Origin of the sequence: Vibrio sp. JC009, from assembly GCF_029016485.1 — a bacterium.
Taxonomy (GTDB): domain Bacteria; phylum Pseudomonadota; class Gammaproteobacteria; order Enterobacterales; family Vibrionaceae; genus Vibrio.
Map to the genome: position 1 here is coordinate 1,724,698 of NZ_CP092107.1, position 19,175 is coordinate 1,743,872.

Annotated in this window: 15 protein-coding genes and 1 pseudogene; 11 read left to right on the forward strand and 5 right to left on the reverse strand. The window is 42.6% G+C overall.

The genetic code is table 11. The features are described 5' to 3' along the window. Positions 1 to 65 precede the first annotated feature (65 nt). From mngB to L3Q72_RS22685, 10 genes are all read left to right on the forward strand, one after another. On the forward strand, positions 66 to 2,711 hold the full coding sequence (mngB, locus tag L3Q72_RS22640) for a mannosylglycerate hydrolase (protein WP_275132817.1): 2,646 nt from the start codon (positions 66 to 68) through the stop codon (positions 2,709 to 2,711). 342 nt (positions 2,712 to 3,053) lie between these two features. Then, complete coding sequence (locus tag L3Q72_RS22645) at positions 3,054 to 4,316, forward strand: PfkB family carbohydrate kinase (protein WP_275132818.1); 1,263 nt, start codon at positions 3,054 to 3,056, stop codon at positions 4,314 to 4,316. Further along, positions 4,313 to 5,260, forward strand: a complete 948-nt coding sequence (locus tag L3Q72_RS22650; RefSeq protein WP_275132819.1) for a tripartite tricarboxylate transporter substrate binding protein — start codon at positions 4,313 to 4,315, stop codon at positions 5,258 to 5,260. The genes L3Q72_RS22645 and L3Q72_RS22650 overlap by 4 nt, the downstream gene beginning before the upstream one ends. A 40-nt stretch (positions 5,261 to 5,300) precedes the next feature. After that, on the forward strand, positions 5,301 to 5,723 hold the full coding sequence (locus L3Q72_RS22655; RefSeq protein ID WP_275132820.1) for a tripartite tricarboxylate transporter TctB family protein: 423 nt from the start codon (positions 5,301 to 5,303) through the stop codon (positions 5,721 to 5,723). Positions 5,724 to 5,738: 15 nt separating this feature from the next. Further along, positions 5,739 to 7,247 (forward strand): tripartite tricarboxylate transporter permease, encoded by a 1,509-nt coding sequence (locus L3Q72_RS22660; protein WP_275132821.1) that lies wholly within the window; start codon positions 5,739 to 5,741, stop codon positions 7,245 to 7,247. A gap of 13 nt (positions 7,248 to 7,260) precedes the next feature. Continuing rightward, on the forward strand, positions 7,261 to 8,256 hold the full coding sequence (locus L3Q72_RS22665) for a dihydroxyacetone kinase subunit DhaK (protein WP_275132822.1): 996 nt from the start codon (positions 7,261 to 7,263) through the stop codon (positions 8,254 to 8,256). Positions 8,257 to 8,259: 3 nt separating this feature from the next. Next, a complete protein-coding gene (locus tag L3Q72_RS22670) occupies positions 8,260 to 8,868 on the forward strand; it encodes a DAK2 domain-containing protein (RefSeq protein ID WP_275132823.1) in 609 nt (202 codons plus the stop codon). 13 nt (positions 8,869 to 8,881) lie between these two features. Further along, a complete protein-coding gene (locus L3Q72_RS22675) occupies positions 8,882 to 9,790 on the forward strand; it encodes a dihydrodipicolinate synthase family protein (RefSeq protein ID WP_275132824.1) in 909 nt (302 codons plus the stop codon). A gap of 122 nt (positions 9,791 to 9,912) precedes the next feature. Continuing rightward, positions 9,913 to 10,896: a class II fructose-bisphosphatase gene (glpX, locus tag L3Q72_RS22680; RefSeq protein WP_275132825.1), complete on the forward strand. Its 984-nt coding sequence runs from the start codon at positions 9,913 to 9,915 to the stop codon at positions 10,894 to 10,896. Beyond that, positions 10,890 to 11,360 carry a YhcH/YjgK/YiaL family protein gene (locus L3Q72_RS22685; protein WP_275132826.1) on the forward strand — a complete coding sequence of 157 codons (471 nt, stop codon included), beginning with the start codon at positions 10,890 to 10,892 and terminating at the stop codon, positions 11,358 to 11,360. Before glpX ends, L3Q72_RS22685 begins: the two co-directional genes overlap by 7 nt. Positions 11,361 to 11,441: 81 nt before the next feature. On the opposite strand, the gene L3Q72_RS22690 is transcribed toward L3Q72_RS22685, so the two are convergent. The 5 genes and pseudogenes from L3Q72_RS22690 to L3Q72_RS23435 form a co-directional block, all read right to left on the reverse strand. Continuing rightward, the gene (locus L3Q72_RS22690; protein ID WP_275132827.1) at positions 11,442 to 12,719 is read right to left on the reverse strand and encodes an ATP-binding protein; all 1,278 of its coding nucleotides are present in this window, start codon (positions 12,717 to 12,719) and stop codon (positions 11,442 to 11,444) included. A gap of 653 nt (positions 12,720 to 13,372) precedes the next feature. Continuing rightward, positions 13,373 to 15,868 (reverse strand): EAL domain-containing protein, encoded by a 2,496-nt coding sequence (locus L3Q72_RS22695; RefSeq protein WP_275132828.1) that lies wholly within the window; start codon positions 15,866 to 15,868, stop codon positions 13,373 to 13,375. Between the two features lie 143 nt (positions 15,869 to 16,011). Next, positions 16,012 to 17,445, reverse strand: a complete 1,434-nt coding sequence (locus L3Q72_RS22700) for a methyl-accepting chemotaxis protein (protein ID WP_275132829.1) — start codon at positions 17,443 to 17,445, stop codon at positions 16,012 to 16,014. A gap of 120 nt (positions 17,446 to 17,565) precedes the next feature. Next, entirely contained in the window at positions 17,566 to 17,916 is a 351-nt protein-coding gene (locus L3Q72_RS22705; protein ID WP_275132830.1) for a hypothetical protein, read from the reverse strand. Positions 17,917 to 17,953: 37 nt separating this feature from the next. Continuing rightward, positions 17,954 to 18,131 (reverse strand): annotated as a pseudogene (locus L3Q72_RS23435) (four-carbon acid sugar kinase family protein); the annotation flags it as partial. A gap of 246 nt (positions 18,132 to 18,377) precedes the next feature. Between L3Q72_RS23435 and L3Q72_RS22710 the strand changes: the two are divergent. After that, the gene (locus L3Q72_RS22710; RefSeq protein WP_275132831.1) at positions 18,378 to 19,139 is read left to right on the forward strand and encodes a DeoR/GlpR family DNA-binding transcription regulator; all 762 of its coding nucleotides are present in this window, start codon (positions 18,378 to 18,380) and stop codon (positions 19,137 to 19,139) included. Positions 19,140 to 19,175 lie beyond the last annotated feature (36 nt).

A 19,175-nucleotide genomic window follows, 5' to 3' on the forward strand; every position in this document is an offset into this window, starting at 1 on the left:
TTAAATATATTTATTTTTTATTGAAGTATTTATCATTTTATTAAAGATATTATAGGGTAAGGAAAATGACTACATCTCGCGTACATATCACACCACACATGCACTGGGACCGTGAGTGGTATTTTACCACTGAAGAGTCTCGAATCCTTCTTGTAAACAACATGGAAGAGATCATGACCCGTCTAGAGAATGATTCGGAGTACAAATACTACGTTCTTGACGGTCAGACTGCAGTTCTTGAAGACTACTTTGCAATTAAACCTGAAAATCATAAGCGCGTTAAAGGCCTTGTCGAAGCAGGTAAACTGATTGTTGGCCCTTGGTACTCTCAGACAGATACTATGCAGGTTTCGGGTGAGTCTATCGTACGTAACATGATGTACGGCCTGCGTGATGCGCTACAGCTTGGCGAACCAATGAAAATCGGTTACCTGCCAGACTCATTCTCAATGAGCTCACAGCTACCAATGATTTACAACGGTTTTGGCTTCAAACGTACTTTGTTCTGGCGTGGTTGTTCTGAGCGCCACGGCACAAACAAAACTGAATTCCTATGGCAATCAAATGACGGCAGTGAAGTAACTGCACAGGTTCTTCCGCTGGGTTATGCGATTGGTAAGTACCTGCCACAAGACGAAGAAGGTCTGCGTGGTCGTCTGGACAAATACTTCCCTGTACTTGAGTCAGCTTCTGTAACCAAAGACATTCTTCTGCCTAACGGCCACGATCAGATGCCGATTCAGAAAGATATCTTCGAAGTGGTGGACAGCCTGCGTGAAATCTACCCAGAGCGTGAGTTCGTAATGAGCCGCTACGAAGAAGTGTTTGAGCGTATCGAAGCGGTGCGTGATCAGCTTGACACTATTAAGGGCGAATTCAACGACGGTAAATACATGCGTGTTCACCGTACCATCTCTTCAACTCGTATGGATATCAAGATTATCCACGCCGAAGTTGAGAACAAGATTGTTAACATCCTTGAGCCGCTTGCCTCTATCGCTTACGACCTTGGTTTTGAATACCACCACGGTCTGATTGAGAAAATGTGGAAAGAGAGCATGAAGAACCATGCTCACGACTCAATTGGCTGCTGCTGCTCGGATAAGGTACACGCTGAAATCCTTGCTCGTTACATCCTTGCAGATGATATGGCTACTAACCTTATCAACTTCTATAAGCGTAAGATTGTTGACCACATGCCAGAGCGTGAAGACTGTGACAAGCTGGCATTCTTCAACCTGATGCCTTATGCACGTGAAGAAATCGTGAACACTATGATCACTATCCGTGCCAACGAGTTCAAAATCTTTGACGAAGCGGGTAACGATGTTGAGTACTTTATTGAAGACTCTCGTGCAATCGACCCAGGTAAGATTGACCGCCAAATCGTTGCTTATGGAAACTACGACCCATTTTTTGAATACGATATTCAACTGAAGATCAAGGTTCCTGCAATGGGCTACACAACTCTGCACATTCAAGGTGACAAAGCGGGTGCTCAGAAGGCTGTTGCTAACGAAGGCAGCGTTATGGAGAACGAGTTCTACTCTATTACGGTCAATGCTAACGGTACGCTAACCGTTCTGGATAAAGAAACTAAGCACGAGTACGACCAGGTTCTTCGCCTGGAAGATGGTTCAGATGACGGTGATGAGTACGACTACTCTCCATCACGTAAAGAGTGGCTAATCTACTCTGACGAATTTGATGTAGAAACAAGCGTTGAACAGCAGGCATTCCAGTCTGTAGCAAACATCGCATTCCGCATGAACGTACCAACTGACATAGCGGCTCGTGAAGAGCGCACAAATCAGGATGGTTTTGTAGACGTGAAAGTTCAGGTAATCCTGCGTGAAGGTTCTCGTCGCATCGACGTGAGCATGGAACTGAATAACCAGGCAGATGACCACCGTGTACGTGTTCTTATCCCGACTCCGTGGGTATCTGAGACTGTGGTTGCAGACAACCAGTTCGGTGTTATCACTCGTCCTACTCAAGACCCAGCAATGGCTGTATGGGAAGAAGAGAAGTGGAAAGAAGCTCCGGTACCTGTATACCAGTTAATGAACTTCGCTGCGTTAGAAAATCAGGCAGGTGGTGTTGCGCTATTCAGTAACGGTCTGCGTGAGTTTGAAGTGATTTCATCTCAGGGTAACGAGAAGCGCGATACATTCGCTCTGACTCTACTACGAGGTGTTGGTGTACTTGGTAAAGAGAACCTACTGCTTCGTCCGGGTCGTCCTTCAGGTATCAATATTCCTGCACCCGACTCTCAGACGCGTGGCAAACTAATGTGTAACTTCTCTATCTGTGGCTTTGCTGGCGACCATATCTCAGCAGATGTGATGTCCCAGGCTCGTGAGTATGTAACCCCTATGTCGGTTTATAATAAGATCCCATACGATGCACTAAAATTAAACATTGGTGAGAAGCAGTTGCCTCTGACCTACAGCCTGTTGAAGGAAGATATGAAGGGTGCAGTACTGAGCGTACTGAAGAAGGCTGAAGACGACGATGCACTAATTATCCGAATCTACAACCCGTCTGAAACTACTGAGATTCAAGGCAACGTAGCATTTTCTAAGCCAGTTACTGAGTGGACTGAGGTACTGATGGACGAAACGCCACGTCCGGGTGTTGAAGCGGTTGAAGCCGGTTCATTCGGTACTCTGGCCCAGTGTCAGGCTAAAACTTATAAGGTGAAATTTTAAGAACTGACAGAAAGCTAACTATAAGGTTACTCTTCCCCCTCAGAGCGCGTCCGCTTCAGCCAGCAGCTGATGCGGGCTCCTACCAGTAATCGTCAAACGCATGACCTACTCTCTAAACCATACCGACATTGTCAAATTAAACGGTGAAGCAACTGTAGCACCTTGATTTAGCGTGTGTTTTTATGTTGGACAAGCTCCCTAAGAGTCTGTTGCTCTTAGATTATGTGATCCAGGTTACCTCAATTTGGTTTTGTTTTTGTTTTTGAGATTTACATTTGAGTATTCTCTCAGAAATGTAATCAAGATGGCTTTATTCTCATAATTAAAGAGCGGGAGTCATTTATGTTTTCAGAAGTCAGACAACAAGAAATATACCAACTTGTTCGTGAACAGAAGAAAGTTAAGGTATCACAACTGGCTAAACAATTTAATGTTACGCTGGAAACAATACGTAATGATTTAAAAGTTTTGGAATCTCAGGGGTTAATTAACCGAGTCCATGGTGGTGCTGTTCTGGGTAAACAGGAAATAAAGAAAATGAGCAAGTTCAGTGAGGATTTTGATATATCCTGCTTGCTAAGAGATCTGCTTATAAAAAATGAGGAAGCAAAGGACAACAGCATAAGAGTTTACGAAGGCAAGGTATGTATTCTGGGGTCTTTTATCATCGACATTATCGCAAATGTTGACCACTTTCCTAAAGTAGGAGAGTTAATTTATTCGAATTCAAATGCATTAAGTCCCGGAGGTAAGGGAACCAATCAGGCGCTATCTGCGAGTTGTTCAGGCTCCCGGGTACACCTTATTACTAAGGTTGGGAATGATCCGTTTAACAAATATGCTTATAAACACCTGAAAGAGAGCGGAATAGACTCGTTTACTATATTTCAGTCAGATACTGAGCCAACCGGTAGTTCAGTAACTTACTTAGCAGAAGAAACTAAAAACAATATTACAGCAAGCTATTTTGGTGCCAATAGTACGTTTATTGAACAGGAAATAGATACGTCGTTACCCTATATATCAGAATCAGACGTATTTTTGGTTCAGGGTGAAGTTAATATTGATGCGATTGAGAGAGCGGTTAAGTTTGCCCACGAAATAGGTAAAGACGTCATATTAAATGTTGCACCATATAGCGAAGAATTAAAAAGGCTATATAGGTTTGTCGATTACATTACATTGAATATGTACCAGTCTGGAGAGTGGGCAGGTATTAAAGTTAACGATATACAAAGCGCAAAAGAAGCAGCAAAAATTGTTGCTGGTGAAGAACGAAAGAAAGTAATTATAAATTTAGATGGTCTGGGTGTTGTCTATTTTGATGGAAAAATAAGTCATCATATAGCTGCTCTACCATCTATAACCGTAGACACCATGGGGTCATGCGATGCCTTTAATGGAGCTTTTGCTTCTGAAATTGCTAAGGGCAAACCAATAAATGAAGCTGTGTTGTTTGCAAATGCTTTTGTCTCAGCATTTATTGAGCAAAAGGGTGTGACGAGAATGCCAAATATTTCCAATGTATTGGCAAGGCTGAAATTTAGTAAAACAAATAATATCAAACAGAATTACTTCTGTAGTGAAACAAGGTGTGAAATATGAAAAAGTCGATAACCTCAGTAATGGTATTTAGTGCTTTATTTGCAAGTTCCGCTATGGCATCAGGTTGGCCGGAAAAACCAATCACAATTATTGTTCCTTGGGGAGCGGGTGGCAATACAGACACCGTTGCCAGACTTGTGGCAAAAGGGCTTCAATCGGAACTTGGTGTAAACGTTAACGTTGTAAACAAAACAGGTGGTAGTGGTGTTGTGGGCCATGATGCCACTAAACGAGCTAAAGCTGATGGCTATACTCTTGGTATTGCAACAGTAGAAATTACAATGATGCGTCATCAGGGGATGACGGACCTCAGCTATGAAGATTACACGCCGATCAGCAGACTAGCTGTCATCTATGGTGGTTTACAGGTTTCTAAAGACTCTCCTTTTAATACCGCTGCAGAGTTAATGGAATTTGCCAAGAAGAACCCTGGTAAATTAAAAGCGTCTGGTAGTGGCCTGAACTCTATCTGGCACTTTAACTCCATTGGTATGCAGCTTTCTGCTGATATGCCGAAAGATGCCATTAAGTTTATCCCTTCTCAAGGTTCAAGCGCTGCGCTACAGGAACTGGTTTCCGGTGGTGTAGATGTGGTGACTTCTTCTCCGGGCGAAGCAAAAGGTATGGTTAAGGCAGGTATGGTCAAGCATCTGGCTGTAATGGCGCCGGAGAAATCAGGTTTATATCCTGAAGTACCTGTTTTTAAAGAAGCAACCCCTTATAACTGGGAGCTGCAGGCATGGAACATGCTGGTGGCACCTAAGGGATTAGACAAAGCGATCCAGGATAAATTGGTTACAGCGATGAAGAAGGTTTACGCATCTGGTGAGCTAGACAAATTCGCCCGTAAGCAAGGTTTTGAAGTAAGTGATTTATACGCGAACGATGCCTATAAGTTTATGGCAGCGGAAGATAAGAAGTTTGCTTCTCTGTTGGCTAAGTAAATCAAGGAAGGTGCTGCGTTAAGCAGCACCTGATAAAACTATGCTAAAAAGAAAATCTATATCAATAATATTTCTCTTTTTTGGCCTCTTTTTGATTGGCTACAGTTCTTATTCGTTGGGTGATATAGGCACTTTTGGAGCGGCTTTTATGCCAACGTTATCTGGGATTGGTATTGTCTTGTTTGCCATCACGGACTTTTATTGTGGTGAAGATAAAGAAGAAAATTTCTCGGCTGACTTTAAATACGTATCTATTATCTCAGTTTTAATTCTCTTTTATGTGCTTGCTTCAGAATATCTTGGCTTCATTTTTACAAGCTTTATTGTTGTTGGGCCATTGATGGCTACTTATGCAAAATGTGGAATTAAAAAGTCGGTTGTTATCTCATTGGCGGTTGTTGTTTGCATATATTACCTATTTGCAAACGTACTTTTAGTGCCACTTCCTCAGTTATTTAGCTAGGCATCAGGATATTTTATGGAAACTTTTCTAAGTGCACTGGCTTATATAGATATAAGCACGATTTTAGTAGTCATTGTAGCGGGTCTCTTTGGGCTCTTTGTGGGGGCAATACCCGGCCTGACTGCCACTATGGCGATAGCGCTGATGGTGCCCTTCACCTTTTTTCTGGATCCGATACCCGCTTTAGCAGTGATGATTTCGGTGAGTGCCTCTTCAATCTTTGCCGGTGACATACCCGGTGCTTTACTTAACATCCCTGGAACGCCAGCTTCGGCGGCCTATGTCAGTGATGCGAATACCCTTGTTAAACAGGGGCAGGCAAACAAGGTGCTAGGTATTGAATTAACCAGTTCTGTAATTGGCGGGGTTATTGGTACGGTTATATTGGCGTTTACCGCGCCATTGTTAGCCAAATTTGCCCTGAAATTTAGCTCATTTGAATATATGTGGTTATCCCTTATTGGTTTAAGTTGCGCGACGATCGTTTCAGGTACAAATACCAGTAAGAGCATACTGGCGCTGTTCTTTGGTATTGCTCTTTCTACGATTGGTTATGATGAGTTTACCGGTCAGGCGAGATTTACTTTCGGTCAGGTTTCTCTGTTGCAGGGAGTGAGTTTCATTCCGGCAATGATTGGCCTGTTCGCCATCTCTGGTGCTATTGAGTATTACGTTGATCGCAACAATAACAAACTGGAACCGGTAGCGACTGACGTTGAGCCGGGGATGAACATCTTTAAAGGGCTGGGAGGGGTTTTATACCGCAAGAAAGGGGGCGTCGTTCGTAGCGGCATGATAGGCACTCTGATAGGTGCGCTGCCTGGTGCCGGGGCTGATATTGCGGCCTGGATGTCTTATGCTGTGTCCAAAAAACTGTCTAAAACGCCAGAAAAGTATGGTAACGGCTCTGAAGAGGCGATAGTAGACGCCTCTGCAAGCAACAACGCCAGCCTTGCTGGTAGTTGGATCCCTTCATTGGTGTTTGGTATTCCCGGAGACTCAGCCGCAGCAATCATCATTGGTGTCCTTTATATGAAGGATATGCAGCCAGGACCGACACTGTTTTTATTTAACCCAGATAAGTTATACGCAGTATTTATTATATTCCTTATCGCAAACCTGATACTTATTCCATTGGCGTTTCTTGTGGTTAACGTGCTCAAGAAAGTTGTTTCCATTGATAATGCAGTGGTTTATCCGGTGGTTATTTTATTTAGTATTGTTGGTTCCTATGCGATAAATAATTCTCTTTCATCCGTGGTTGTTATGTTAATCATGGGTGTGGTTGGCTTCTTCTTACAGAGAAGAAATTACCCAATATCACCAATAATTCTTGGTATGATATTAGGGCCAATGCTGGAGAAGAATTTATTATCATCCCTATTGAAGTCTGAAGGAAACTTAATTGCATTTGTGGAAAGGCCTATATCACTTGTATTAGCACTTATATTTTTATTTATAGTGATAATGCAGGTTAAAGGTAGCATTAGTTCTCAAAGTAAAAATAAAGAAAGTTACATTTAATCAAGGTACTTTTATGAAAAAGATAATGAATAGTGCTGATACCTATGTGGATCAGACTCTCGCTGGCTTGTGCGCCGCGCATCCGGAATTATATTCACAGCCTAAAGCCAGATTAATTACAAGAGCTAACATTGGAGCCAAAAAGAAAGTTGGTATTGTCACTGGTGGAGGCTCAGGGCACCTGCCTGTCTTTACCGGGTACGTTGGTGAAGGTCTGCTGGATGCGGCTGCTGTTGGTGATGTATTTGCTTCACCTTCTGCAGATTTGATGGCGGATACCATTCGTGAAGCTGACAGCGGTATGGGCGTTTTACTTCTTTATGGAAACTACGGCGGCGATGTCATGAACTTCGATATGGCTATCGAAACCGTCGACTTTGAGGACGATATTGCTTGTACAACCGTGCTTGCTGCTGATGATGTAGCGTCAGCTAAGCCGGAGGAAGCAGCCAAAAGGCGTGGTGTGGCAGGAATGATCTACGGATTTAAGCTTGCCGGGGCAATGGCTGAGACCGGCGCTTCTTTGGAAGAGGTAACACGAGTTGCCAACAAAGCAATGGATGCGACGAGAAGTATTGGCTGCGCGTTGAGCCCATGTATTCTTCCTGCCGTTGGTGAGCCGACTTTCCATCTTGCCGAAGATGAGATGGAAATGGGGATGGGAATTCACGGTGAGCCTGGTATCTGGCGTGACAAATTAAAGCCTGCGGATCAAATCGCAGAAGAGATGTTCAACGCTCTAATTGCTGAATATGAGTTAAAGAAAGGCGATACAGTTTCTATATTAGTGAACTCACTTGGCGCTACGCCTCTTGAAGAGCTTTACATCATCTACTCTAAAGTAGATCAGCTATTCAAAGAAATGGGAGTATCCATTTACCGTCCATTGGTTGGGCGTTATGCCACTTCCATGGAAATGGCAGGAGCCAGCCTGACTGTCTGCCAGTTGGATACAGAGCTAAAAGAGCTTCTCGCTGCACCGGCCGAGTGTGCATTTCTTAAGGTGTAAATTATGAGCAGATTTTCAACGAAAGAGTTAAGAGTTGCTGCTGAGAAAATCAGTAATGCGTGTGATGACGCTCAGCAATTTTTATGTGATGCAGACGGAAAGCTCGGAGATGGTGATCTTGGCCTTACGATGCAAAAAGGATGGAAACAGATCTCTGAAGACGCAGTGAATTGGGATGACAGCATTGCCAAAAACTTCTTTCAGGCCTCCAAGTCATTACAAAGTGCCTGTGCCTCATCTTACGGTACGCTTCAGGCAACAGGATTTATGGCAGCCGCGAAGTACTGCAAAGAGAAAAAGCTTGAAGCGGTATCTCCGTCAGATATTCATCCACTGCTTACAGAAGCCTATCAGGCAATGATGCTACGGGGTAAAGGTGAGCTTGGCCAGAAGTCGGTATTGGACATTCTTCACAACCTGTCGATGGCATTCGAGGGCGTTGACGAACAGGCTGACTTGAAGGCGATTGCTCAACAGTCTGTGTCCATGACATTGGATGAGTTTCGTGACCGGCCAAATCTGTTAGGCAGGGCAAGAATGTTTCCGGAGAAGTCTATTGGCTTAGATGATCCAGGAATGTTGGCGATAAAAGTTGTAGTAGATGCGCTTTAAGTAAGGAATAAAAATGAAAAAGCTATTTGGTGTTACGGTCGCAATGGTGACCCCTTTTGATAACAACGATCAGGTGGATGTGCCGGCTCTTACAGAGCTTACGGAAATGTTGGTACAGAAAGAGGTAAGTTGTCTTTACCCTTGTGGCACGACAGGCGAAATGTTGCGCCTGTCTGCTCTGGAAAGAAAACTGGTTGCTGAAACTGTCGTAAAAACAGCAGATTCTCGCCTGTCAGTATTTATTCATGTTGGTGCTATGACCTTAAGTGAAACTGTTGAATTGGCAGTTCATGCAAAGGAAATTGGTGCAGACGGTATTGGTGTTGTCACTCCCCAGTTCTTTGGCTGCAATGAACGAGAGATGGAAAATTACTTTGTGACTGTTGCTAACAGTGTGCCGAAGGATTTCCCGGTTTACCTGTACAACATACCCCAGTGCGCAGCCAACAATTTATCTGTAGATGTAGTTAAAAAGGTTCAGCAGCAGTGCCCGAATGTTATTGGTATTAAGTACAGCTTCGCAGATCTGAATACCACCCTAAGCTATATGTCTGTTGCCGAGGACTTCTCTGTACTTCATGGCTATGACAAGTTGTTCAATGGTCTGCTTCAATCCGGCTGTGACGGTACAGTTTCTGGTTGTGCCTGCGTCTTCCCTGAACCGTTTGTTAATACCTATAAGGCCTTCAAAGAAGGCGATACAGCGAAAGCCGCCTACTGGCAGAAAATCTCCACAGAGTTTAGTGATGCTCTTAAATCGGGAGCCAACATGGCTATTTTCAAATCAGCCCTTACGATGCGAGGATTGACCGGCGGACATATGCGCCTTCCTCAGCTGGATCTTACCAGCGAAGACAATGATGTTCTTGAGCAGGAACTAAGAGCGCTATGTGAAAAATCAGCTGTTCCTTTTTCACTTTAGGGTTTAATCAGATATGGCTGAAAGGACTCTGCCATATCTGGTGCTTTAGATAGAACTATCTGTCCCATTTCTATAATTTTCTTATGGCTGCTGGTATAGCCGAGTACAGTCAAGGGGGAAGCATGTCTACAGGTTTGAACATTAATCTTGAAAAAGTGACAGAAGCTGCGGCGATAGCCAGTTATTCATGGATTGGCCGTGGAGATAAGAATATGGCAGATCAGGCTGCCGTATCAGCGATGCGCCAAGCGCTGAACAACCTGGATATCTCGGGAGAAGTGGTGATTGGTGAAGGGGAAATCGACAATGCACCAATGTTGTATATCGGTGAAAAGGTTGGGCTGGGTGGCGATAAGGTCGACATAGCCGTCGATCCTATCGAGGGAACAAGAATGACCGCTCTTGGTCAGGCTAATGCGCTGTCAGTGATTGCAGTGGCAAAGAAAGGCGTGCTTCTTAAAGCCCCTGATATGTACATGGAAAAGCTTGTTGTTAATCGGGATGCGAGAGATGTCATCGATATTGATAAGCCGTTATACGACAACATCTGTGCGGTCGCCAATAAACTGAATAAACCGGTTAAAGATGTCTCAGTTGCTATCTTGTTGAAACCGCGCCATGAAGCGCTTATTTCTCAATTGCAGAAGTTGGGAGTTAAAGTCGTTGCTTTTCCTGATGGAGATGTCATCGTATCTGCTCAGGTATGTATGCCAGACAACGAAATAGACATTATGTATGGCATCGGAGGAGCACCTGAAGGAGTGATATCCGCAGCGATAGCCAAGGCATTGAATGGAAATATGCAAGCGAAGCTTTTGCCAAGGTACAAAGTAAAGGGAAATTCAGTCACACCTTGTGAGATAAGCATCTCTGAAATGAATCGATGTAGTGAAATGGGCATTTCCTGCAACGAAAAGCTGCAGCTTGATAAATTGGTGCATGGGGATGATGTTGTGTTTTCTGCCACAGGAATTACAGACGGCAATGTGCTGAAGGGGATCTCTGTCTCCAATGGTATTACTGAGTTAGAATCACTTGTTATTTCGACCACAAACCCTCGCATATACAAAACGAAATCATATTACCTGCAGGAGGCTACATGCTAATCGGAAACATATCTCATCTAAACAGATTCAGCTTTGTCGATAAGCGAATCCAGAAATACGTTGAGCTCGCACAGAAACTGAGCCAGTCCGGTGAGGAAGATGGGAAATACCCTGTAGATGGTGAAGATGTGTTTGTTATACTTGCCTCTGAAGTCACGCAACCGGTAGCGGAACGTAGATCAGAAATTCACCATGACTACATTGATATTCAGCTTGTCCTTAAAGGAAATGAAGTTTTTGGTGTGTCCAGCCACACAGCCAAGGAGTACCTGAATGTAGAGTTTGAGAAAGACTTATGCTTTCTTCCTTGTATAGAGAAGGAGAGCTTTGTTACTCTGAGTGAAGGAGACTTTATCGTATTTTATCCCGGCGAGGCTCATCGTCCTTTGTGCGCATATGACAACAAACCTGAAAGCATACGTAAGGCTGTTGTGAAAATTCATAAGAGAGTTTTTCTTAAATAGTTAAAGGGCAAATCAGCAACATTGCCGATGATGCTAGCGGGTGTTGCTTTGGTATTCGTGGCTGAATTCCTGAACGTCTTTTTATCGCTTATCCAGCGCTTTGTTCAGCGAAATCCAGTTGACCAACGTAGCAAACAGGGTATCAGGTAATATTGGTTTACCGATATGATCATTCATTCCCACCTCCAGGCATTTCTGTTTCTCCTGTTCCATTGCATGAGCTGTCATCGCAATAATCGGCAGGTTTTTATGCCGGTCGTTCATTCTGATCTGCTTTGTGGTTGTGTAGCCATCCATTTCAGGCATCTGTATATCCATCAGAACCGCATCAAACTGGCTATCCTCCTGAAGCAGGTCCAGAGCAATTTTACCATTGGCGGCAAGGGTTACCTCAACGCCCTGGCTTTTAAGCAGAGCCTTTGCGACCATCTGGTTCACTTCATTGTCTTCGACCAGCAGCACTTTAGTTCCCCTTAGCGCGGATTCTATGGATTCAAGGCTGTGCTTGGCATCAGTCTGATCGCCTTCTGCCGGTTGTTTCTCTGCAAGTCTGGTAAAACCGGCAGTAAAACAAAAGCAGCTGCCTTTGCCCGGTTCGCTGGTGACCCATATGGTGCCACCCATCATCTGAACCAATTTTTTGCTGATACTGAGCCCGAGGCCCGTACCACCATATTTACGGGTGGTTGAACTGTCCACCTGGTCAAATGCCTGAAATAGCTTCTCCTTACGATCGGTGGGAATGCCTATTCCGCTGTCAATAACCTCAAACCGTAGCTCAACCCGATCTTTACCGGGTAGCGCCATTGTCTTATCCTCTACAACTCTGACCAGAATCCGCCCTGTTTCGGTAAACTTAACCGCATTAGCAACCAGGTTAGTCAGGATCTGACCCAATCGTAGCGGATCCCCGACAAAAGATCGGCCAATCCCAGGCTCTACCTCAATCTCAAAAATCAGCCCCTTGCTTTCCGTTTTAAGAGAAAACAGGTCGTACAGCTTCTTCATCACATCATCTAGCGAAAACGCTACCTGTTCCAGTTTCAGCTTATCGGCTTCTATCTTGGAGAAGTCCAGAACGTCATCAATAATACCCAGCAGAGAATTCGCCGCACCTTCGATTTTTTGCAGGTAATCATGTTGTACGGTATCTAATCCCGTTTTCAGCGTCAGACCGGACAAGCCTATGATGGCATTCATAGGCGTTCGGATCTCATGGCTCATATTGGCAAGGAACGCGCTCTTGGTTCTGACCGCCTCTTCCGCTTTCTGCCTGGCTTTTTCAAGCTGCAGGTTGCTTAGCTCCAGTTGCTGGTTGGTGATAGCCAGTTCTGAGGTGATATTTTTTCTATATTTCACCTCATTTATAAGAGCTCTTTCATTATGTTCCAATAGTACCTTTGCTTCGAATTCATTATAACTGTTTTTTTCTGCGTTAATCGAAATAATCCATACGATTGTTATTATCAGTAGAGGGTTTAATAAATTTGAAATTATGAACAAATTACCACCTTTCATTATAAAAAGGAAAGGGAGGAAAATAATTGTAGAGACGGTGAATAGCGAGATGTACCTGCGAATAGGAGCTGAGAAGACATGAGTAACCAACATTGTAGTGATTAAGCCTGCTATAAGAAAACTGTTAAACCTACCTTCCAACTCACCATAGTTCATGTAAAACAAGCCAAGCATCATTATAAGGATACTATAAACAAAAGCTAGATAGCTATATTTTATAACTCGCTTATTTTCTTTATTTTTTGATTTGCTCAATATTAGAAAGGTAATTCCAAATAATATTGGAATTGACCTCCATATCAGAGTGTTTTGACTATATTTAGTCATATAAGTATCTTTGAGATAAAATAAAGGAAGAACCAAAACCACAATAATTGCTAGATAATGTCCAAGCTTTAGTGTCTTCTCATGTAATGATTTTTCATACATGTTTTTAAGTTCTTTATCGTTCATTAAGTTCCCCAATAACTTAACCAATACTAGTACTGATATTTTTAATCCCGACACTCCAACCATTTATTAAACTCACTATAAGGAATGGGTTTCGAATAATAGTACCCTTGCGCAACTGAACAGCCTAATGCCTTTAATAAGCTCTCTTGTTCAATACTCTCCACACCCTCCGCGACGATGTTGATATCGAAGCTTCTGGCAAGCATTATCATAGTGTTTACCATTTTTTCATCATCTTTATTTTTATCAAAATTTTGGATGAAGCTTCTGTCAATTTTAAGCTCTGACGCGGGTAGTGACCTCAACTGGTTTAACGTTGAGTAGCCAGTCCCAAAGTCATCCAGTGAAAACCTTACATCTAATTGATGACATTTTCGCATGGATGTTTCCACACGAGCGTGGTCGGATATACTTGAAGTTTCGGTAAGTTCTATCTTGAGTCGCCCTGAAACAGTCGAAGAAAATGAAGACAGTATCTCTTCCAACCGCACATAGAAATCATCCTTCTGGAGGTGAAGAGGCGTAATGTTGACACTGATAGATAAGTTATCAGTACGAGTCGCTAACATCTTTAGTGCTGAAGAGATTACCCACTCTCCGAGTTGAATACCTAAAAGTTCATCATCCAGAACATGTATAAACTTATCTGGCGTTAAGAATCCCTTTTGGGGGTGATTCCATCTTAATAAGGCTTCTGCACCGCAAATATTACCTGAAGACAACTCAACTTGAGGTTGCAGATACAACTCTAGCTCTTCCCGTTTTAATGCAAGCCTAAATTCAGAGATGAGTTCCTTCCGCTGTAACTTCGCTTCATCTTGTTTCTTTTGATAAATGGCATAGTTTTCATCAGAGCCTCGGTCTACAGAATAAAGTGCACTGCTTACTTGGTGGAGCATGCCACTTACCGATGGTTTTCGTTCAGTATGCTTTAGGTAGGTTGCACCGACCTTACAATGAAACAGTAGTTCTCCCATTTTCACATTTCGCAGGTTTGCAGAAATTGGCTGTACAATGCTTTCTATATAACTGATATCAGCATCGAGATAAATAACCGAAAACTCCGAAGGACTCGTTCTGGATAATATAAAGTGCTCTGATAATAAGCTTCCTATCAACTCTGACAGCTCTAAAATAGCGCTTTGTACGATCTCATAAACACTGTTTTCGGTTGTTATTTCATAATTTCCTATATGAACAGTAAATAAGAGTAAATCTTTTTTATCTTGGTAAACTGATTTTATGGAGTTAGCGAGAAGAACTTCGAAATATGAGCGGGTTGGTAGCTTGGTTAAGCTGTCAAGTTTTAATTCTTCTTTTAGTTTGTCTTCTTCTTCTACTGTATTATGGTACTTTGCAAAGGCGTCTTTCCACAGCATTAAGGAGCCGTTAGCATCTTCTGAGGTGCTTTTTACTGTTCCTTCTCCACTTTGTTTCTGCTGAAGTAAGTCTTGAATTTTATCAATGAACATATTGACACCCCGAGCAATCTGGCCCAGATCGTCTGATGACGTTACATTTACCCTTTGTGTGACATGTCCCGTTCCTTCAGCTAATCCAATAATGGTGTTTTTCAGTTCTAGAATAGGTCGATATAAAATATTAAACACAGATACAATAATAATGACACTAAAGAAAAGGCTGGTAATCATAAAAATAATAGCGTCTTTCTTAGAGGCTGATAGTCGGCTAAATACTATTTCTTTGTCCAGTCCAATTAATAAGTGCCAATGTCCTCCATCATACTTTATTTTTTCGGAGAACATTATCTTGTCAATACCTTGCAGATTGTATTCAAATACGGTTGCCCCTTTAGTTTTGGAGTCTTTTAGAGCGTCGATAATCGACTCATAACCTGCTACTGTTAACAAAGCATCATAGCTCGAAATGTTCTTTCCAACCTCCACAATACTTGAAGAGCTTGCCAATACAACGTTATCTTGCTCCACAATTACCGCTGAGAATCCTTCAATATTTACTTTAGAAACGATTTTATTTAGAACCGTTAACGGAATATCCGCTATAACAACCCCATTCCCAATATTTTTACCAATACTTATCATTAACTCATGAGTGGTTGCATCATGGTAAAGTGACGTAAAAAAAACATTATCAGGAGTCTGCATCCCCTTTCTATACCAAGGCTTATCGCGAGGGTCATAGCTTGAGGGATTTTTGTGTCCAACCCACCCCGGGTAGTCATAAGATGCGTAAGCATCTCCATTTTGAAAACCAATCATTAAGTTTGAAACATTAGCGGCTAATGCCCCAAGCCTCATCCGCTCGGCATGATTATCTTGGTACTGGTTTAGTTTGTAGTCATCAGCAATTCTTGATACCGCCATTGCTTTATCGGCTAGAAATTGCTCTACCTTATTTCCCTCTAAGTGAATATGTTCTTTAGTCGCTTCATAAATAGTGTCAAAAAGCACGTCCTTCTCGTGCTTGTAGGATAAATAACTAGCCGAACCGACACACAAAAGAGTGACTACAGACAACGTCAACAATAGTTGGGTTTTGAAACCTAGTTTTCTCATATTATTTTACTCGTAACCTATAGTCATATTAGTTATTTGCAAAACTCTCTTTTGATCTTGTAAAGCCTATATTAGGGGAAGCGTAACTAAGAAAATGCGATCTTATTTAAATAATGGGTCCGCATATATCTTGAGAAAGCTGATCACCTCAGTTTAAACATACCTACCATTGACACTAACTGCTCGTTAATTTCAGAAATATTGTTGGTCTGAGCCAGGGTTTGCTCACCGTTGCAATTAAGTTCGCTAACTATATCGCTCAACGCACTCATATTCCGGCTGATTTCCTGAGTCACACTGCTTTGCTCTTCTGCTGCTGTGGCTATCTGAATACTGAGGTCGTTAATACCAGAAACATGAACGGTTAACTCATTCAGGCTATTTCCTACCTTCTCGGTATTCTTGAAGGTTTCATCACAAGTGCTTTTGGTTCTCTCCATGGACTGAACCACGTCCTTGTTTACTGATAGCAAACGAGTTAGTGCCTGCTCAATTTCTTCTGTACTGACCTGTGTCCGGCTTGCCAGTGCTCTTACCTCATCTGCTACCACCGCGAACCCTCGCCCCTGATCACCAGCCCTTGCCGCTTCAATAGCTGCATTAAGTGCAAGCAAGTTGGTTTGTTCGGCTATTTCACCTATCACCGTCAGAATTTCACTTATTCCCTTCGTCTCTTGACTCATGCTTTCTAAGTTCGATGATGTATTTTTTACTTCAGAAACTAACTCATTCACTTTCGACTGCGCGTCACCAACAGCGGCAAGAGATTGTCCACCAATATCGGAAGCTTCTTTTGTTGATTGTGCTGTCTCACCTGCATTTTGAGCTACTGTATCTGCTGTTGAGCTCATTTCCTCAATAGCGGTAACTATTTGTTCGGTTTCCTGCACATGCTGAGTCAGCATATGTTTATTTTCATCAGACTTGTGCTCTAACTGCTGCACATTATCCTTAAGTTCAGTAGATGCAGCTTCAATATTTAACATCAGACTTTGTATATGCTCTATAAATTGGTTCACACCAGCCGCAATTTGTCCCAAGTCATCGTTATTTTTGACTTCCAGTCTTTGGGTAAGGTCACCGTCGCCATCAGAAAGGCTAGTAATTGTCTCTTTCAGAGCAAGAATTGGTCTGTATAGAATATTGAGGATAAACAGTGTAACTAACACACTGACTAACAGATAAATAGCCGTTAAAATGAAGGCCTGCCGTTGTGCTTCAGTTAGTGCTGCAAATACAACACTTTTATCTAGGCCAACAAGCAAATACCATTTTTTGTCTCCATAACGTACGGCTTGAGTAAACATGACCTTGTCAACGCCGTTAAGCTCATAGTCAACGATGGTACTGACTGTGCCACGAGTGCTCTTTGCCACCTCTGTAAGAGACGCATAGTCGCTAAGCTTAGTTCCTACTTCAACGACTTTGGAAGTACTTGCCAAAACAGTCATGTCATCCGTCATCATCATAGCAATTGCACCGGGCATATTGATGTCAGCAACCGTATCACTTAATACGTCCAGAGGGATATCTGCCAGCACTACGCCATCACCGAAACCTCTACCAATACTCACCATTAACTCTCCGGTCGTCGCGTCGTTGTACGGTGCAGTATAGATTAGGTTGTTTGAACGTTTACCTTCCTGATACCAAGATCGCTTCCGTGGATCGTAACTTGGTGGGTTTTTATGGTTATCCTAGCCGGGATAATCAAACGAAGCGTAAGCATCACCGTTTTCAAAACCTATCATTAGATTGACCACATCAGCACCTAATGAACCGACCCGCATCCGTTCTGCATGCCCGTCCTGATAATTGTATTGACGGTAATCGTCTGCCACTTTTGCCACGGCTTGTGCTTTTGCTTTTAGGTAAATTTCTACCTGACTTCCTTCAATGCGAATGTGATCTTGTGTGCCCTGATAAATGTTGTTTGTCAGGGCTTCTTTCTCACTCTGATACGAAAAATAGTTAGAAGAGCCGACACTTAGCGCTATGATCACAGTTACAGTGACTAACAGAGCCTGCTTAAACCCCAGTTGTTTCATATGTGAATCCTCAAATTCGGAATATGTTAATTGTCTATCTCTTAGCAATACCAACCGCCATACCAGAGCCACCTGTTACCAACTTCAGGGGATTCGGCTGCTTTACCTAATGTATCTAAATGACTAGCATTGAAAGTATCGACTACGGTGTAACGTTTACCTGCTTTTTTTTGGTTTTCGAAAGCTTGAATTACGGATTCAGGCTCTTCTTCTATCTTCCATTCTGCTACACTCTGGAGCGAAATGTTGTTAATAAATGTTATAATATTATACTCTAGGCGGAATATCCCGGATCTAGATCACATATTGATCGGCTGGGTGTGAAATAATGTTAACCTTGATTCGTTTGATAACTATTGTGATGATAACGTAGACAATGATGAGCTCGCATTTAACACAAATTCACATGTGACTATGAATTTGCTAAGCTTGAGCCACTTTAAGTTGTCGGAGAAATCACCATGATTCCTGTTGAAAGGCACCGTTCTATTCTTGCTCTACTACGAGAGCAAGAAGTAATCAGTATCAGCGAACTGACAAAACGCCTACAAGTTTCACACATGACCATTCGTCGAGATATCAGCAAGCTAGAGGCAGAAGGAAGGGTCCTGTCTGTTACCGGTGGGGTTCAATTGTCAGAATCATTACAAAATGAAGAATCACATGACAGTAAAGCACTTCAAAATCCCAGTGAAAAGGAAAGCTTGAGCTTACTCGCTCTCAAACAAATAAAAGACAGCAAGGTTATCTACCTTGATGCCGGTACAACTATTCTGGAAATTGCGAAGCGCATAGTGAACCTTAACGATCTTACAGTAATCACAAATGATTTTGTGATTGCTAATTATCTAATCTCAAATTCACAATGCTCGATTTACCATACTGGCGGAAAAGTCGATCGTGCAAATAAATCTAGTGTTGGAAATAGAGCGGCACAAGCTATCCATGAGTTTAATATTGATTTGGCTTTTGTCTCTACGTCGTCGTGGAACCAACGTGGTATATCAACGCCTGTTGAAGACAAAGTAGTAGTCAAGAAAGCTATATGTGATGTGTCAAAAGCATGCTGCCTAATCTCTGATTCAAGCAAATATGGAAAAGTCGCCCCTTTCCATGCTATCGATCTAGAGAGATTTGATGTAATCATCACCGATAATAATCTATCGCAACATGCCCTTGAAGGTTTGACGCAAAGAGGTATAGATGTATTAATTGCAGACTAACGGGTAACTTCTGGTTTAAGTATGAAAAATCCGCCT